The sequence below is a fragment of the Microcoleus sp. FACHB-SPT15 genome, assembly GCF_014849525.1.
Taxonomy (GTDB): Bacteria; Cyanobacteriota; Cyanobacteriia; order Cyanobacteriales; family Coleofasciculaceae; genus Symplocastrum; species Symplocastrum torsivum.
In genome coordinates, this window is record NZ_JACJNU010000062.1 from 451200 (window position 1) to 468326 (window position 17127).

At 46.1% G+C, this 17127-nt stretch carries 20 protein-coding genes; 9 read left to right on the forward strand and 11 right to left on the reverse strand.

The window, feature by feature from the left end:
• Positions 1–34: 34 nt before the first annotated feature.
• Positions 35–373 (reverse strand): DUF3082 domain-containing protein, encoded by a 339-nt coding sequence (locus tag H6F98_RS26430; RefSeq protein WP_192221681.1) that lies wholly within the window; start codon positions 371–373, stop codon positions 35–37.
• Positions 374–567: 194 nt separating this feature from the next.
• Entirely contained in the window at positions 568–1257 is a 690-nt protein-coding gene (locus H6F98_RS26435) for a pentapeptide repeat-containing protein (protein ID WP_192221682.1), read from the reverse strand.
• Between the two features lie 306 nt (positions 1258–1563).
• On the opposite strand from H6F98_RS26435, the gene H6F98_RS26440 reads away from it, so the two are divergent.
• Complete coding sequence (locus tag H6F98_RS26440) at positions 1564–2838, forward strand: MFS transporter (RefSeq protein ID WP_192221683.1); 1275 nt, start codon at positions 1564–1566, stop codon at positions 2836–2838.
• A gap of 115 nt (positions 2839–2953) precedes the next feature.
• On the opposite strand, the gene H6F98_RS26445 is transcribed toward H6F98_RS26440, so the two are convergent.
• Complete coding sequence (locus H6F98_RS26445; protein ID WP_192221684.1) at positions 2954–3604, reverse strand: type IV pilin-like G/H family protein; 651 nt, start codon at positions 3602–3604, stop codon at positions 2954–2956.
• 253 nt (positions 3605–3857) lie between these two features.
• Between H6F98_RS26445 and H6F98_RS26450 the strand changes: the two genes are divergently transcribed.
• Positions 3858–4088: a photosystem II protein, Psb35-related gene (locus H6F98_RS26450; RefSeq protein ID WP_192221685.1), complete on the forward strand. Its 231-nt coding sequence runs from the start codon at positions 3858–3860 to the stop codon at positions 4086–4088.
• Positions 4089–4239: 151 nt separating this feature from the next.
• Here H6F98_RS26450 and H6F98_RS26455 read toward each other — a convergent pair whose 3' ends face one another.
• Positions 4240–4449 (reverse strand): hypothetical protein, encoded by a 210-nt coding sequence (locus H6F98_RS26455; RefSeq protein WP_192221686.1) that lies wholly within the window; start codon positions 4447–4449, stop codon positions 4240–4242.
• A 121-nt stretch (positions 4450–4570) separates the two neighbouring features.
• On the opposite strand from H6F98_RS26455, the gene H6F98_RS26460 reads away from it, so the two are divergent.
• The 3 genes from H6F98_RS26460 to H6F98_RS26470 all read left to right on the forward strand — a co-directional run bounded on the left by H6F98_RS26460 (position 4571) and on the right by H6F98_RS26470 (position 6662).
• Positions 4571–4831, forward strand: coding sequence for a hypothetical protein (locus H6F98_RS26460; RefSeq protein WP_206759679.1), 261 nt, complete (start codon positions 4571–4573; stop codon positions 4829–4831).
• 58 nt (positions 4832–4889) lie between these two features.
• Entirely contained in the window at positions 4890–5534 is a 645-nt protein-coding gene (locus H6F98_RS26465; RefSeq protein ID WP_396813499.1) for a Uma2 family endonuclease, read from the forward strand.
• 123 nt (positions 5535–5657) lie between these two features.
• Positions 5658–6662, forward strand: coding sequence for a glycosyltransferase family 2 protein (locus H6F98_RS26470; protein ID WP_192221688.1), 1005 nt, complete (start codon positions 5658–5660; stop codon positions 6660–6662).
• On the opposite strand, the gene H6F98_RS26475 is transcribed toward H6F98_RS26470, so the two are convergent.
• The 7 genes from H6F98_RS26475 to H6F98_RS26500 form a co-directional block, all read right to left on the reverse strand.
• On the reverse strand, positions 6659–6796 hold the full coding sequence (locus H6F98_RS26475) for a hypothetical protein (protein WP_192221689.1): 138 nt from the start codon (positions 6794–6796) through the stop codon (positions 6659–6661). The two genes, H6F98_RS26470 and H6F98_RS26475, sit on opposite strands and share 4 nt — an antisense overlap.
• Positions 6793–8430, reverse strand: coding sequence for a DUF4335 domain-containing protein (locus H6F98_RS26480; protein WP_242058704.1), 1638 nt, complete (start codon positions 8428–8430; stop codon positions 6793–6795). Before H6F98_RS26480 ends, H6F98_RS26475 begins: the two co-directional genes overlap by 4 nt.
• Before the next feature lie 133 nt (positions 8431–8563).
• Positions 8564–9154: a DUF3038 domain-containing protein gene (locus H6F98_RS26485; protein WP_192221690.1), complete on the reverse strand. Its 591-nt coding sequence runs from the start codon at positions 9152–9154 to the stop codon at positions 8564–8566.
• Between the two features lie 205 nt (positions 9155–9359).
• Positions 9360–11837 carry an endonuclease MutS2 gene (locus tag H6F98_RS26490; protein ID WP_192221691.1) on the reverse strand — a complete coding sequence of 826 codons (2478 nt, stop codon included), beginning with the start codon at positions 11835–11837 and terminating at the stop codon, positions 9360–9362.
• Between the two features lie 164 nt (positions 11838–12001).
• On the reverse strand, positions 12002–12220 hold the full coding sequence (locus H6F98_RS26495; protein WP_192221692.1) for a hypothetical protein: 219 nt from the start codon (positions 12218–12220) through the stop codon (positions 12002–12004).
• 203 nt (positions 12221–12423) lie between these two features.
• Positions 12424–12549, reverse strand: coding sequence for a hypothetical protein (locus H6F98_RS34230; RefSeq protein ID WP_277927614.1), 126 nt, complete (start codon positions 12547–12549; stop codon positions 12424–12426).
• Between the two features lie 93 nt (positions 12550–12642).
• Positions 12643–13419, reverse strand: coding sequence for a nucleotidyltransferase domain-containing protein (locus tag H6F98_RS26500; RefSeq protein ID WP_192221693.1), 777 nt, complete (start codon positions 13417–13419; stop codon positions 12643–12645).
• A gap of 85 nt (positions 13420–13504) precedes the next feature.
• Here H6F98_RS26500 and H6F98_RS33145 point away from each other — a divergent pair, with 85 nt between their 5' ends.
• The 4 genes from H6F98_RS33145 (at position 13505) to H6F98_RS26515 (ending at position 17000) form a co-directional block, all read left to right on the forward strand.
• Positions 13505–13660 (forward strand): hypothetical protein, encoded by a 156-nt coding sequence (locus H6F98_RS33145; protein WP_206759680.1) that lies wholly within the window; start codon positions 13505–13507, stop codon positions 13658–13660.
• Between the two features lie 31 nt (positions 13661–13691).
• The gene (locus H6F98_RS26505; protein WP_192221694.1) at positions 13692–14855 is read left to right on the forward strand and encodes a GuaB3 family IMP dehydrogenase-related protein; all 1164 of its coding nucleotides are present in this window, start codon (positions 13692–13694) and stop codon (positions 14853–14855) included.
• 441 nt (positions 14856–15296) lie between these two features.
• Complete coding sequence (gene trxA / locus H6F98_RS26510) at positions 15297–15620, forward strand: thioredoxin (protein ID WP_192221695.1); 324 nt, start codon at positions 15297–15299, stop codon at positions 15618–15620.
• Between the two features lie 312 nt (positions 15621–15932).
• Positions 15933–17000 (forward strand): LOG family protein, encoded by a 1068-nt coding sequence (locus H6F98_RS26515; RefSeq protein WP_192221696.1) that lies wholly within the window; start codon positions 15933–15935, stop codon positions 16998–17000.
• Positions 17001–17127: the final 127 nt, after the last annotated feature.

Consider the following 17127-nt stretch of genomic DNA (forward strand, 5'->3'; position numbering starts at 1 on the left):
AGCTTGCTCAGATGTGGAGATTATTGCGCTTGATTTAGGGTTGAGATGGACGATTTCTCAGTTGTTGAATTGTGATTTGGATGGCAAGCGCGACTAAACCAACAGCCACAATCCCAAAAATAGCCGTGGCGAGGGTGCTGACACCGACAACTAAGGTACGAACAGCCGCTGAGATATTCTGGGCGATTGGATTAGTCGAGGTAAGAGGCTTTCTCGCAAAGGTTTGAGCAATGGAGGATGTGAGGAAGTACAATGCGATCGCAAATCCACTAGAAATCAAAGCACTAGCCAAGCATTGCAGTGGCCCCGGTAGTGTTTGAGCCTTCTTTGTGGGTTGGCTATCTGGATTGGGTGTGGGAGTTGGATTAGTCATGGTTCTATTATTGGTCAGATTAATAAAAGCTTGAACTGCCGAAGGTGGCTTTCTTAAATTTTTTAAAATTATTTACTTTATTTTATTTTTGCCTGATCAGGGGCGATCGCATCTTTGACCAAAAAGTTAGTAATCTCAAATCTGTTAGCTTACTAGATTCGATTGAAGTGCGATCGCTCTTTGTAGCGCAGTAGTTAGCTTACTGGACTAGGATTCACACTTTTACCCAAAGTGAGGATTGTTCCTTCTAGGTTGGTGTTATCCAGATTGGCATCACTCAAGTCGGTTTTGGCTAAGTTTGCATCAGTTAAGTCCGCATTAGACAAATCAGCTTTATTAAACTTGACATTTGCTAAGTTAGAGCGATACAACTTCGCGCCACTTAAGTTTGCGCCAGTGAAATTAGCTTCAATCAGGTTTGCCCCACTCAAGTCAGCTCCAATCAGATTTGCGCCTCTCAAGTCAGCCCCAATCATATTGGCGATACTTAGGTTTGCGCCACTCAAGTTGGCATCGCGTAGGTTAATCCTGATCATGCTGGCACCGATTAGATTTGCCCCACTCAAGCTAGAGTTTTGCAGGTTTGCCCCACTCAGTTCAGCCCCACTCAAGTTTGCACCCACCAGATTGGCATTAACCAGATTGGCAATACCCAATTTTGCCCCAATCAGATTTGCCTCACTTAAATCCGCTTCACTCAAGTTGGCATCACTCAGGCTAGATACAATCAGGTCAGCTCCACTCAGATTGGCTTCACTCAAGTTCGCTTCATTCAAATTAGCTTCACTCAGGTTCACTCCGCTAAGGTTAGCCCCACTTAGGTCGGCATCACGAAAATCTCTTTCCCCGGCTGCATAGCGCGACCGAATTTCATCAGCATCCATATCTCTCGTGCTCTGTATTTTGAAAACTCTGTTGTAGCAAAATTTTCCTCAACCTCAGCACTATGGACAGCTAAGTTTTATCCCTTCTGAGCTTTCAATGCTTCTTGCTTATCCCTAAGAGAGACGAAAACAAGACCTTGATCGTTATAAGCTTCGACGAAGTTTGGGATGATTAGCTAAGACCCGCAGTTGAGCATAAACAGGACTACAGCCATCTCAGCCTCTGTTTTTCTAATACGAGCATTCTAGGCAAATCGCTTTTGTCACTCCTACCCCTTAACTGTCCTTACTTTCTCCCGAACTTGAATGAACTTTTCTTTAAAACAAAAGCTATTATCCTGGTTACCGCAACTTAGCTATCAGGTTTGGATTCTTGCGGCTGGTCGATTGCTATCCCAAATTGGCTCAGGTTTTACGCTGTTCTATGCGCCGATATTTTTTGTTAATCAAGTTGGTTTATCAGCAACGGCAGTTGGGATTGGCTTAGGCAGTGGTTCAATTACTGGGGTAATTGGTCGCTTTTTAGGAGGGTCGTTTGCTGATTCTAAATCGTGGGGACGCAGACCGACGTTGCTACTCTCAGCGGCGATTTCTGCGATCTCTTCTGTGATTTTGGCGTTAACTTTTAACTTCCCTGTTTTTATTATCGGTAACTTGCTCATGGGTTTGGGAATTGGTCTCTATTGGCCAGCAACAGAAGCTGCTGTAGCCGATTTGACCACAATTGAACAGCGCAATGAAGCCTTTGCAATTACGCGCTTAGCCGATAGTCTTGGCTTAGGGATGGGGGTAGTACTCGGAGGCGCATTAATTGCGGCAACGGGTAGCTATCGTTCTTTGTTTGTGATTGATAGCATCTCGTTTGTTGTTTTCTTTGCCATTGTGTATGCCGTGATTGCAGAAACTGGCAAGTTTGATGACCATCATTCTAAACAAGTGAGTAAGGGCTGGATTATTGCATTACGCGATCGCCAGCTTATGGTTTATGTTCTGGTTAATATCATCTTTACAACCTACCTGGCTCAGGTCAATAGCACGATGCCGCTCTATTTCGCTAACTTCATATCAGGAGAAACGGCAAAGGGGGGATTTTCACCAAAAGTTATCAGTGGGTTGTTTACCTGGCATATTGTCTGTGCCGCACTGTGTCAATTACCAATTGCCCGCACCCTGAATCGTTTTAGCCGTCCGCGTGCCCTAACTATTTCGATGGTACTGTGGGGAGTCGGATTTATCTTGATCTGGGCTACAGGAGTTACCTCAACTCACTCAATCATTTGGGCAATTTTTGCACTGGGAGTTTTAGCGATCGCTACTGTAGCTTATACCCCTTCTGCTTCTGCCCTTGTGGTAGATTTAGCCCCTGAATCTCTGCGCGGGGTTTATCTATCAATTAACTCCCAATGTTGGGCAATTGGTTACTTTATTGGGCCTCCCCTTGGGGGTTGGGTATTAGATCAGTCGCAAGCAACTGCTCATAGTTTTTGGCTTGCTGCCGCTGCCAGTATTATTCTTGGCATTGTAATTTTGCAGTACCTCGACCGGATTTTGGATGTAACAATTCCAAGAGAGCGCTACTAGACCAACTTGGCACAAATAACCATCAGCATAAACTCTCTCCCTGCTTCCCCTGCTTTCAGAACTGGTGAGAAACTTTTGCCCCAAAAGGTCTAGGGCTATCATCTTCAGAATAGGCTTAAATCACTTCAGAAGAGTCAGTCGGACATTGAGGATTCTTTGCCTGCCCTTCAGATAGAGTTGGCATCTTAGGAGGTGTTTGAGAAGGCTTATCCGTCCTACATAGAATCCGGATTGTCAGCTCATTGCCTTTCTGTCCAACGACAAATATCCCAGCAGTATAGCTCTTTAAACCTGGCTTCTTTGCTGTTGCTGTTACTTGCGCTTTCGTTTCGTCACTCAGGGAAATTTGGTACTCGTAGGAATCATTTGACTTCGTTTCCCCAATTCCCAAGTCATCGATTTTAGATGTAAATGTTCGATTCTCTAGTTGATAAGCTTGTTGTCCCTTGGAGATAGTACCAATAAATTCTCTAGCCCCTGCTTCTGCTGGATTTTCTTGGGGTGTTGCGTCAGCTTGGGAAGTAGCTGGCGAGTTTGGATTGCTGTTACTCGCTGACGTTTGGCAGGCGCTGAGTGTTAGTCCAGTGCTTAAGCAAGTTACTAGGACAAGCGCCATGTGAGCAATTGGTTGATGGGGTTTTCCTGTAATCTTGCCGTGTTTAAATTTCTGTAATTGACGACTGGCAAAGCCGCAAAAATCCAAACTGGGATAAGTGTGATTACTATGGACTTTCATTTCCGCCTCTACAATGCAATGCCACAGCATAACACTGCGCTCCCGGCTGCTGTCCACGCTACTAATGATGTCTATTTTTCTCGGTGATGTTCCTGTCGTTGATTTACATCAACAAGTTGCTGTAAGCCATATCCTTTCAAGGATGTAGTAGGGAAGGCTTCAATCCCTTACACTAAAGCTTCTCACTCTTGTCTACCAAAAAGTTGACACCTTTAACAAGTATTTGTTACATTTATTTACAGATAAAGTTACAAAACTAAAGAATTCTTAGAGGAACGTCTCCATGATTATTGTGATTGCCTTATTTGTTGTTGGTTTCGTTGCAGCAGTCCTCTTAGGTACCCAAGCCTACTTCCGGGGTGAGCAGTCTAAGCCAATCCATGAGCGGAACTGGCGCTCTAAGTCCTTTGAAAAGCTAGCTGAATCAATTACTGGTACTGAAATAGACTACACTCAGCGCACTCCGGCTTATCAGATAGATGCCTACTCCAGCCAACTTCTGCCCAATCAATAAGAAGATAGGATGGCGCAATCCTGTCCTTGACATATAGCAAAAGACAGAAGGGATGCATATTGATGGGTCTTGGTTTCAGTATGAAAGCGAGAGTCAAGAGTCTGCCTTAGTCACTGCTATATTCAACTGTGTAACGCCGCTGATAGCTATTTCAGCGGCGTTTCTGCATATTTGAAGAGGTAGCTTGGTGACTATTGAGCTTTACGTTCTGTACATTTGTTTTGCGATCGCATTTTAATATATTGCAGATGTTCTGGAAGTGCGATCGCGCTGATAACGCTGTAATCTTTTTAATGGACTTGAGCGATTGCTCGAAATTTATTTCAGGGCGGATTATATCGCTTACAAAGTAGTAGTCCATGATGTCAGCAGAGGAGTTGATTTTCACTATGACTGAGCAAAAACCTAGCAGCCCACCCTGCGATATAGAAAGATCTCCAGCAAGAGTAGTGACCGAGATTTTTGTCAACTCAGTCAGCACAGTGTCTTCGCGTATTAACTTTGAGGAATTTTGCAAACTCTTAGACGTGAAAGCCGATGACTATGCTGAGGAAAAATGGCTCTTACTCAACGAGTTGGTTGCATTGCTCAATAAATTTGACTTGCTGACACTGACAAAAATTATTGAAGCGGGTTCGCCCAACTTGGAGTTGTCTGTGCAGTCTGAAGAACAAGGACTTATAGAACCCCCACCACTGGCGGAACCACCTAGTCCCGAAGCCTCAAACGACATAGCACCATAAGCTGACTAAAGAACAGGCGCTGAAATCCTTATTATGAGGTTAGGGGAGGGCGGGCAAGATGCCCACCCTACAAGAGTATTATTTCGGCAAAAGTGAGATTACGCGATCGCTGAGGCATCATAAGAAGAAAGAATCGCAACGAGGAACAGAAGAAATGGTAGCCTCTATAGTTGTCCCAAATCAGATAGAAGCCTTTTCTCTAGAAGACTATCTGCAAAATCCCCCTGAACACATGGAATGGGTGGATGGGCAACTGGTGGAGAAAAGTGGAATGACACTAAAGCATGGTCGGATTCAAGCCAAAGTAGCAACCTATTGGAGAAATTATAAGGACAACCACAATTTGGGGGGAGAAGTTTACACAGAAGCACCCTGTCGCACCAATAATCGAGTACGTCGTCCAGATGTTGCCTATCTCACACCAGAATCACTTGCCCAATTTGGCGACTCCAATGTCCTACCCCAGAGTTTCCCACTAATTGCTGAGATTATCTCTCCTACAGATACAGCCGAAGATGTATTTGCCAAAGCTAATGAATACCTAGAATCCGGTTGCAAGGAAATTTGGTTAGTCTTGCCTGATAGTCAATGGATTGTTGTCATCGCAGGGCAGCAACGACTTTTATTCTCTAAAGGGGAAGTAGTCAGCACTCAAACTATCTTAGAAGGGTTCAGTGTACCCGTTGATGAATTATTAGGTTGAGGAAGGATTTCCTAGGGGATAGCGACGCTTCGCGCATAGTGAAGAGAAAGCACCTATGAGATGAAGTGATAGAGAAGCTCCTGAAGGGGTGCATTTGGCAGATGTGTTTTGTAGGAAAACGCGATGAAATTTAGCATTGTCATCACAACTTATAATCGCCTAACCTTATTAAAACGAGCGATTGATAGCGCTCTTGCTCAAACAATGCCTTGTGAAGTTGTCGTTGTTGATGATTGTTCATCAGACGGTACGCAAGCTTATGTCCAAGAGCGATGTGAAGCGTTAGCCGATGCTGGTGACCAACGTTTGGTTTATCATCGTAATTTCGAGAATCTTGGTCATTCAAAATCCGTGAATGCTGGCGTGGAAAAAGCAACTGGAGATTGGATTAAGCCAGTAGATGATGATGACTATCTTGCCCCTAACTGTATTGAAGTAATGGCAAAAGCGATCGCACAACGTCCCCAAGCCGTGATTTGCTCTTGTCAGGCGGCTCAAGTTGATGCTGACGGAGTTGAACTAAGCAGAAGTCGCCAAGTCGGTTCTGCAAAATCATTTTATATTCCCCAGGAAGACATTCATTACGGAATGCTTTTGGAAATGGTGCCGTTTGGTACTCCAATTCAAGTTGCCTTCCAGCGAAGTGCTTTTCTCAAAACTGGTGGCTGGGACTCTAGCTTAGATGCAAACTTTGATGATATTGATTCTTGGATTAAGATTGCACAGTTTGGCGATGCTATTTTTATTAACGAATGTCTAGGCTATCGAACAATTTGGGCTGGTGCCTATAATCAAAAGTTTTCTCTACAAAAACGTCTAGATACTAATATTCTAATCAAAGAAAAGATTTACCCAAAAATAAATCAAAAACATCAAAGCTATATTCCAAAACTTCAAGATATTCAAGCCTATCTCAAACTTCATTGGAGTCTAGTAGCTCTCAAACAAGGAAAGTTACTCAGCGCGGTAAAACTATCTTTTCCTGCAAGCTTATCACCAGCCGCTTGGCAACTGCTTTGGCAACGATATCGAGTAGCTTCTTCGCTGAGGAGTTCAGCTACTTCAAAGCGACTTGAAAAAAATATTTTGCGTTTTCAAGAGTGTTGTCATCCACTTGAAAGTATTTAGGCTTGAGGAACGAAAGCGGTTTGTGAGGCTTCATACCAAATCCGGGTTATATTACCTACCCCTTTTTGGGCAACCCATAAAACTTTGTAGAGACGTTCCGGCGGAACGTCTCTACGACTAGAACTACAGCTCATTTCTCTAAAAACGTATTGACCTTGCCATCTGGAGTAAGAACCACACGAATTGTTGGATTACCTCCTCCTGGTAGTGCTGAGACAAATGGTTCACCAGGTAAAGGCATATCTGTGCGGTCTATATATTGTCCTGCTGCCTGTCCTAGAGGAATAATTCGTTGAATTGAACCATCTGGATTCAGCGACAAGCTGTATTCCAGGGTTTGGCTTAAATCCGCAGGCGGTTGCCAGCGCTGCTGGAAGTAGCTTCTGGCTTCTGCAATCTGAGGAATATTGTCAAACAAGGTATTGTTACTGCCATTTCCACTTGTCGCTGCCTGCGAGTTTTCCGCCGCTTCACTAGCACTGCGGGCAGCAGATGACGGATTAACTGTATCCGCAGCCTGACCAGTAGCGGGAGTTGGTCTGAGCGTAGGCAAATCTGGTAGCGCTGGAGGAGTTGTTGGTGTACTTGGTGTCGTTTTTTGAGCTGTAGTACTTCCAGATGAGGGAGGAGAACCACTGCTACTAGAAGCTGAAGGTGTTGAGCGAGATGCTCCTGCACCCGCCAGAATCTGAGGAGCAGGACGGTTTGGTGAAATTGGTATCCTCTGGGGCGCTGGGAGAATTGGCAAAGTCTGACGTTGAGCAGTTGAGGGCAAATTACCCGTTGCCGGAGGTGGGGTAATAACTGGAGACGGGGGCGCCAACGTGGGTGCAGAGGACAGACCGGGTGGTAGTACTGGCGTTTGTAGAGGAGAAGCTGAGGGCGACGGTAAGGGTGTCGTTGGCGCTACAGGTACTTGAGATGTGACTGGCAGTTGCGGCGTAGCGCTAGCTTGTTGATCTTCTGAAGGGGCAGCCGCTTCCTGCACAGTGCTTGGTTGATTCAGGTATCGCACGCCAGCCGTTGTGACACCTACTGCTAACAGCACAACGGCTGCTGCACTCGCCCATGGGGGTGGGGCTTTTTTCCAGCCGAGTGGGCTACTCAGGTTTGGTAAGGCAACGACTTCAGCGGCGTATTCATCGAGAGCGGTTGCTAAATCGAATAGTTGTAGCACACTTAGGTCAACAAATGGTCCTGACTCCTGAGTTGCCAGATGACCTAAAAAGAGGTTGTGGGTGAGTAAGCCGTTGGGTTGTAGGTAAATATTGGACGGAGTGCGGGGGGTTAGCGATCGCACTTTCGAGTTGGACTCCAAGCGAGGGGCTGAGGGTGAAGTGTCTGGTTCTTCCTCAAACGCTTGAGCGGCTACTGAATTAAAGGGCTTGACACCGGAGGCAGGATATGGACCAGAGTCCTGATTCGGGTCAGCCCTAGGCATTGAACCGTCAGTAGTCGGGGAAGTACGAAGCGCGAGTGGTAACTGTGTTGGCGAGGGGTCGAGGAATTCCTGTACATAGCTATTAACAGCGTCGTACAACATTTCTAGCTCTGTGCGATCGCCTCGAATTGTTACCCGTTCTTCTTCTGGCTTGCGTGGGTCATCAAAACGTAGCTCAAAGCGTAAATCCTTCAGCACCGATTGGCCCACCCAACGAGATAAGGGTGAGCTTTTTGCCACAATCTCTAGTGTGCAGGTAGGAGGGGTATAGCGTCGTAGGACTGAATTTGATAAGGGCATGAGATTTACAAAATGGTCGTAGGTCATTGGTCACATTGGTCACATTGGTCTTTAGCTTGGGACTAAGGACTAAGGACTAAGGACTAACTGCGGAGGATTTGAAATAGGCTCACCCAAATACGTTTCAGCTTCACTCCTCACTCCAAGAAAATCGGGCGCTTTAGTCTCTTGTTCGCTCTAGCAAGGCGAGCCACAGACGCCGATGACCATTGGGACCGCTATAGAACAGCAAATCAATGAGCAATTTGAGCGCTAGTTGCGTGAGCGACTCAGGCGATACGTTCTCTCCTTGCTCCATGCGCTCTTGATAAGTGTTGCTGAACTTATCAAGATAGTCTCCCAACAGCGCAGCACGATGGGGTTCGCTGTTTTGTTCTGCCATTTGTTCCAGGAGTGCCACAGCACGACGGATTAATTCCTGTTGCTGTTTGGCGAGGTGACAAATGATCAGAACAAGCGATCGCGCCTCTTCCACATCTAGCTTTTTCCGCCCTCCCGAACTTTTACGCATCGGGTTGGATTGACGCAGACGCCACAAGCCCACACGATCGGACACCATTGACTCTAAATTTAAGTCAGCAGCAGCCTGAAGCATTGCCTCAGAGCCGATGTCCGCTAAGGCTTCTAGCGCCAGCAGAACCAAGTCCAGCTGGGCTTTGATGTTATCCAGCTGCATTGGGTCTGGCGTTTGACCCAGAGGCAAGTCCTCCCACGGGGGAGCCGATGATGGCGTCTTCACGGTAGAGCGCATAGCTTTAGAATAGAAAACCAAATTAGTGTTGGCTTTTGCAGTTACCAATCTTGAAACACGACTACCAGAGTTTACGGCAAGTTTCCTACTGGGTCGTGATAGTTTGGTAAGTTTTAGAGATTTTGTTATAGATTCTTAACAAACCCCAGAATTTTTCGATTGTAAACTCAATCCCTAATCCCTTATCATCAGTCCCCAGCCTCCTTTACTTCAAATAAGCAACTGTCACACCAGCACCTCCCTCTGCTTGTTCCGCTAATTCAAAACGGTCAACAAGAGGGTGCCGTTCTAGAAATTCATGGACACCCTGACGTAGCCGTCCGGTTCCCTTGCCGTGAACAACCCAGAGTGCGCCGGATGTCACCGCGTCATTCATTGCTCGGTCTATGGCAAACTCTGCATCGGCTACACGACTTCCTCGAATATCAATTGTATTTTTCGAGGTTCGGACAGGAGGCGTAGGAGGTGAAGTGGGTGCGGGTGGAGGAGTGGGTGCTGGTTTTTGTTTAACGGGTATGTCAGGTTTTTGACCATCCAGTGACTCCACATCCGCTAATGATACGGTCATTTTCATTAGACCGAATCGTACCGTTAGCTCTCCATCTTCATCAGGCGCACTTAACACTTCCGCCGTTTGATTGAAGCGAGGGATACGAATGCGATCGCCTTCTTTCGGTCGAAACCCTGGCTTTGGTTTGACTGGTAATTTTACTGGCAGACGGCGCTGGGCAATGTCATTAATCGCATTCGTGGCCCGTTGGGCGTTTTGTGCAATGGTTGGACCGTGTTGCAACTTGCGAATTACTTGAGCGATTTCTTCTTTCGCTTGAGCGATCGCGTCTTGCACCTCCCGTTCCTGCGAACGTTTCAACTCACGTTCTCGTTCCTGCAAAAGCGTTGCTTTACGGGACACTTCATCATGCAAGCGTTCGGCTTGTTGCAACAGTTGGGTTGCCTCTGTTGCCTTTGTTTCCTGGCGGCGGCGTTGTGCTTCTAAGCCAGCAATCACCTGATTGATATCTTCAGAAGCGCTACCGACACGCTTCTGCGCTTGGTCAACCACTTCTGGCTTTAAACCTAAGCGTCGGGCAATTGTCAGAGCATTAGAACGACCAGGAATTCCCCATAGGAGTCGATAAGTTGGGGAAAGGCTGACATCATCAAACTCAACCGAGGCATTTTCAAATCGCTCATCTTGATATTTCAGCGCTTTGAGTTCGCCATAGTGAGTCGTGGCAACGGTTAACTGCGCTGTGTCTGCCAAATATTTCAGTAATGCGATCGCCAAAGCACTGCCTTCAGCAGGGTCAGTTCCCGCTCCTACTTCATCAAGTAAGACTAGGGAGGGAGTCGGGAGTCGGGAGTTGGGAGTTGGGAGGGACAAGGGAGAATTTTCCTCGTTGTCTTCCATAACTTCCTTGTCTTCTACGTCTTCTTTCCCATTTCCTAATGCCTCAAGAATCCGACTAATCCGGCGGATATGGCCTGAAAACGTAGATAAACTCTGTTCTAGGGACTGCTCGTCACCAATATCAGCAAGTACCTGCTCAAACCACGGAAGTTCCACGGGTTCTCTAGCGGGGATAAATAGCCCCACTTTCGCCATTAGAGCCGCTAAACCCAATGTTTTCAACGTAACCGTTTTACCACCTGTGTTCGGTCCCGTAATTGCTACTACCCGAATTTCCGGTTGAATTTGTACGTTGATTGGAACAACTGGGTGTCCCTGTTCATGCTGCTGTTGCCACACTAATAATGGATGTCGCAGTTGGCGTAGAGTAATAGTTTCTCCTACATTCCGCTCAACAAATCTCGGTGGATTCGCTTCCAACCACAAGCTATAGCGTGCTCTTGCTGTTGCTAAATCTAAGGTAGTGGCTACAGCGAGTAACTGCTCTAAGTCTGGTTTAACTGCTGCTACTTGCTCTGTAAGAGCGCGAAGTACAGCTTCTTCTTCGGTTTGTTCTTGACGGCGATACGTTCTGAGTTGATTTCCCAGTCCAATAATTGCGTTGGGTTCTATATATAATGTTGCACCCGTACTAGAGGTATCGTGAACGATACCAGGAATCGCGTCTTTCTGTGGGGCTTTGACAGGAATCACGAAGCGATCGCCTCGCTGAGTAATCACCTGTTGCTGGACTGCATTGCCTTGACGCTGCAAAATTCCTTGGAGAACTTGGTAAATCCTGTCTCGTACTGACTTGAGTTGACTGCGAATTCCTGCCAGTTTCGGTGTTGCACGATCAGCGACATCACCCCGATCATCAATACAGCGGTGAATTTCTTGCTCTAGTTCTGGATACGTCCGCATATCAGCAACCAGTTGGGCAAGAACTGGCACATCTTCTTGGTCATCAATCACACGACGTAAGCGACGCATACCAGAAAGTGTTGTTGCGATCGCGAGTAATTCCTCTCCTGTCAGAAGCCCTTGAAGTTCTGCCCGTTCCAAAGACTCCCCAATATCCTGAATGCCTTCAAAAGTCAGTCCCGCCGTCAACTGATTTTCTAACTGGTAGACTTCTTTTGTCTCGTCCAGTAGGCGCAGACTCTCCGGTTGAGTTGCGGGGATTCGGAGATTACGCGCAGCAACAACTCCCAGCTTTGTAGCGGCAAATGTAGCCAGGTGCTGGCACAGGCGTGACCATTCTAGTAATTCTAAAGTTTCAGATTGAATCAAAGCTTAAATATAAAAACCTACCCTAAGCTAATTATCAAGCAATTTCTGAGGAGAGGACGAGTAGGATTAACCGTAATCTGCCCCTATAGTTTTCAACAAGTCTAACTATAAAGATCTCAAGCAGGAAGCAGGACGATTAGTTTCAGCGTAAAGTCAACCCGTCTTTATCCTACAGGTTCCGAACCAATAGGAAGAGAGCTATTGATGACCCAGCCTGTCTCTTCCCAAGGTTCAAGAGGAGCTACTGAGTAGCGAGCAACAGTCGCCTCAATATGTCTCATCTCCTCAAGCTCTACTTTTGCAAATATCTCATCTAGCGCTTCCCTGTCTTGGTCACTCAGTGGAATACCGGATTGTGGTCGATCGCTAATTCTTTCCCTCATCAGCCAACACTTAATTGAGATTATTCGTCGATTGTCAAACAATCATTACAAATCTTAACATTGCTTACCTCCATCTGGTTGCTGAGATTTATAATTAGATGGCTCTGACTCTAGAGGTAGGCAGCAGCCCAATCGTAAGTTGCTCCCGGCAAACTAGTGCTGGTGTTTTCATTACGATGGGACTTAAGAGAAAAAACTACACTTCACCAATCCAGGTACTTGGCGGGTTCCTGAAATACTTGGCTTGTGATGATTCGTTTTTTACCGCCTCTGAACTTGTCTAAAACTTTTTGCGATCGCTTCACCAGCGTGTTGTTACAACATCGCATCCTTGCTGAACAGCGTAGTACTAGCTTTTCCAGCAGGCTTAAAATTATATCACTTCTTCCTATTTCTTCAAAAGTCTTGAGCGAGGCTATTTGTTAATCAATATTGCTAAATCTCTGAAGCGCCTCTTCTACACGAGGTAAGGTTTCTACAAAAAGAGCTTCTGCGAGTTGCTGTTTTTTTGCAAGATCGGCTAAGTCTACTACAGAATAAAGTGGCTCTACTTGCACTACGACTTCATGCGGTAAATCTCGACTAAAATACTTCACCCTAAAATCGTATCGATACGGTCTATATATCATATTGAGCAGCTCAATTAGAGGTTGAAGAGTCCAAGCGTGGTAGTTAGAGACAGACTCTATCCAACGTCCGCGATTCATCTCTTTTTTGAGCAAGGTTTGGGTTAAATGAAAATCCATTTTCAGGTAGATGAATCTTTCCTTCATCTTCGAGAAATGCTCACGTTTATTCAAAGCCGTAGGAACAAGAAGAGCCGCTTTATCAAAACCAATCACGCTCCTTCCATGTCGTTCCACCTCTAAAAAGTGGTTAGGGTTACTCCGCTGCATCACCACAAAATCAATCATCAAGAAAGGACTGACTCCTTCTAACTGATAGAAGCATTGAGAATGACCATGCCATGTTGGTTCAGGTATTCTGAGCTTGAAGCGAATTTCAAAGAGTGTTGAAAGACCTTGTTCAACTATCGAAAATGTTTCTTCAACGTGACCATCCTCCACAATGACCACAATATCAAGGTCTGACCACTCATCGGTGAATCCATGTGCGGCTGAACCTCCCTGCCAAAACGCTAAAACAAAATCTATTGGCTCTAAGGTAGTAATGAGGGTTTCTAGAATTTGGTTTCTCATTGTGAGCGAATTGATGTTTTTGTTGAGTTCAAGGAGAGTGGAACTATAGCGTTTTCCCCTTGGTTCAAGACAGTTCGCGATAACGGTGCCCAATCGTCATTGGTGTCAAGATAAGTCTTGGTGCTGGAAGTCGTGGTTAGACATTCCAGCCGAATTTGTTGTAGATATCAGGGGAACTGCTCGACAAGCCTTGGCGCTTTGGCAGCTTAAGACAAATCACCCCTGCAATTTGATACGCTAGCACCTAATAGTTATGGGAACGGGTAGACGCTGTGGATATTCAAATTGGGCGCAACAAGACAGCTCGCAGAGCTTACGGAATTGATGAAATTGCCTTATCGCCGGGGAATAGAACACTAGACCCTAGTTTGGCAGACACTCGCTGGCGAATTGGTGGCATTGAGCGAGAAATTCCGATTATTGCGAGTGCGATGGATGGAGTGGTCGATGTGCGGATGGCAGTGCTTCTGTCTCAGCTAGGGGCGCTGGGGGTTTTGAATCTAGAAGGCATTCAAACCCGCTATGCTGACCCTTCACCAGTACTTAACCGCATTGCATCAGTCGGGAAGACTGAGTTCGTTGCCCTCATGCAGGAACTCTATGCAGAGCCAATTAAGCCAGAACTCATCACACAACGGGTTCAGGAAATCAAGAACCAAGGCGGAATTGCTGCTGTGAGTGCAACACCAGCAGGTGCGATGAAATACGGCGAAGTTGTTGCTTCTGCTGGTGCTGATTTATTTTTTGTGCAAGCGACAGTCGTTACCACCGCTCACCTCTCCCCGGAGTCAATCACTCCCTTAGATTTGGCGCAATTTTGTCAAGATATGCCAATTCCAGTGATTTTGGGTAATTGTGTCACTTACGACGTTGCCCTCAACTTGATGAAGGCTGGAGCTTCTGGCGTTTTAGTTGGTATTGGCCCCGGTGCAGCGTGTACGTCTCGTGGTGTCTTAGGCGTGGGTGTACCCCAAGCAACAGCCGTTGCTGACTGTGCTGCTGCCCGTGACGACTACTACAATGAGACGGGTAACTACGTGCCTGTAATTGCTGATGGCGGCTTAATTACAGGTGGCGACATCTGCAAATGCATTGCCTGTGGTGCAGATGGTGTTATGATAGGTTCTCCATTTGCCAGAGCAAAAGAAGCACCAGGGCAAGGGTTTCATTGGGGCATGGCAACGCCGAGTCCTGTCCTTCCTCGCGGTACCCGCATCCAGGTTGGTAGCACTGGCACCCTAGAGCAGATTCTCATTGGCCCTGCACAACTCGATGATGGCACCCACAACCTTTTAGGAGCCTTGAAAACCAGCATGGGAACATTAGGAGCCAAAAATCTCAAAGAGATGCAGCAAGTCGAAGTGATCATTGCCCCTTCTCTGCTAACCGAAGGAAAGGTTTACCAGAAAGCGCAGCAATTAGGGATGGGTAAATAAGCTAGTACAAAAAGGCATAAGGTAGAGGGCAGAGGGCAGAAGGAACAAAGGCTTATACTTTTTACTTTTGGCTCCGTTGTTAACTGGTTACTTATTTCTGCCGCGCTGCCCTAGCTACCTATTGAAGGAGAAATAGGCACAGAAGACAACGAGAAAAAATCTCCGGACTCGCTTGTCAATCACTAGAAAAACTAAAGCTGTCGCTTACAATAGTAGATAGCGGAGACGAATGTTTCCGTTCACTCCTCACACCACACTCCGCCCGGACTGCGTTCGGGCGGTTCCTTTTATTTTTAGGATTGTAATAGTGCCTGGAAATATTAGGTCGAGTAGACTCAAGTTTATGTCTAAATGTATACGTTTTAGGGTATATGTCCAGGGTTTTTACTATGGTAGAATTCCTTAGATACATAGAAACAGTACACGCAAGGATTTCCAGGCATGTCAGCAGCCGTACAAGTTACAGATGCCAGTTTCAAGCAAGACGTACTTGAAAGTGAAGTTCCCGTTTTAGTTGATTTTTGGGCGCCCTGGTGTGGTCCCTGTCGGATGGTTGCGCCTGTTGTGGATGAAATCGCGCAGCAATACGATGGTCAGATCAAAGTCGTTAAACTCAACACTGACGAAAATCCTAACGTCGCAAGTCAGTATGGTATCCGCAGTATCCCAACTTTAATGATTTTTAAAGGTGGTCAGCGGGTAGATATGGTAGTAGGTGCAGTGCCCAAAACAACGTTGGCGAACACCTTAGAAAAATACCTCTAATTAGCTACAAAGTTAAGCGGGTGTACGAGAGGAACATCTATAGCCATGAAGTAAGGCTAGGACAATATTATTGAGCCTACCTTGAGATAATAAGCTCTGTTTCTTGAGTTACTGTTCAGTCGATCCGTCATCAGGGTTAACTTAACAATTTTTAATACCATCAAAGGCGCCTTAAGCATCAAAATTAAGGCGCTTTTTAATGGGTATGAACTTCTGCCAGTATTCTGGCAGGGATAAGTGCCGATTACTACAACGCTTCCACAGGCTTTGGCGAATCTCGATAGAATAGAATGCTCCTATTGTAGTGAAGTCATGACTCTATCTCCTTCTGACCATGCCCTCAAGTCACTTCAAACAGATTTAGCGGCACTGATTGAGCAGTTACCTACTCTGGAACATGGGAAATGGATTCAGCGTGCCCTAGCTGTCATCATGCGGCTAACTGAGGAGGAGATTGACCGTCTGGACTGGAAAATTTTAACTGCCTCCATAGAGGATATGGAGCGGGCGTTTCAAGTTTTTTATCCGTATCGACATGTTCGGAAAGTAACAATTTTTGGTTCAGCACGGCTTGCACCAGAGACTCCGGAATATAAGCTGGCGGCTGAGTTTGCGCGTTATTTGACGCAACAGGGATTTATGGTAATGACGGGTGCTGGTGGCGGCATTATGGAGGCGGGAAACGTCGGTGCTGGTGCGGAAAAGTCTTTTGGTCTAAATATTGAGTTGCCTTTTGAGCAAGGGGCGAATCCATTTATTGCAGGTGACCCGAAGCTGATAAATTTTAAGTATTTCTTCACACGTAAGCTATTTTTCCTGAGAGAAAGTGATGCGATCGCACTTTTTCCCGGTGGTTTTGGTACCCAGGATGAAGCATTTGAGTGCTTAACGCTTTGCCAAACTGGGCGATCGGGTCCAGTACCATTGGTGTTAATTGATCAGGCGGGTGGCACCTACTGGCAAGATTGGGATGCTTATGTTCGTAAGCATTTAGTTCAACGTGGCTTGGTAAGTCCAGAGGATTCATGCCTTTATACCGTTACCGATAACTTAGATGTCGCTTATGAGGCGATTAACAACTTTTACCGTGTTTATCACTCCAGCCGTTACGTTGGCGATCGGTTAGTGATGCGTCTCAAATTAGAGTTATCAGATGCTGATGTTGAGCGGCTGAATGAAGATTTCAGCGACATCTTAGTGAAAGGACGAATTGAAAAAAGTTCGGCTTTACCTCAAGAAACACCAGATGAAACGGCTGAACTCCCTCGCCTTCTTCTTTACTTCAATCGACGAGATACGGGACGCCTCTACCAAATGATCAATACAATTAGCGAGATGGGAGCAGCCGCACCAGAAGCAAGTCATCCAGAACAGAAGTAGCGGTTTCGCTCATTCGCCACAAGAAGGGAATAAGCGATCGCGTCTTGTGGAAAGGATGCGATCGCTTAGTAAGGGATTATTTTGAATACGATTAAAGTTTAGCCGACTGAAACTTCAGTTTTTAGAA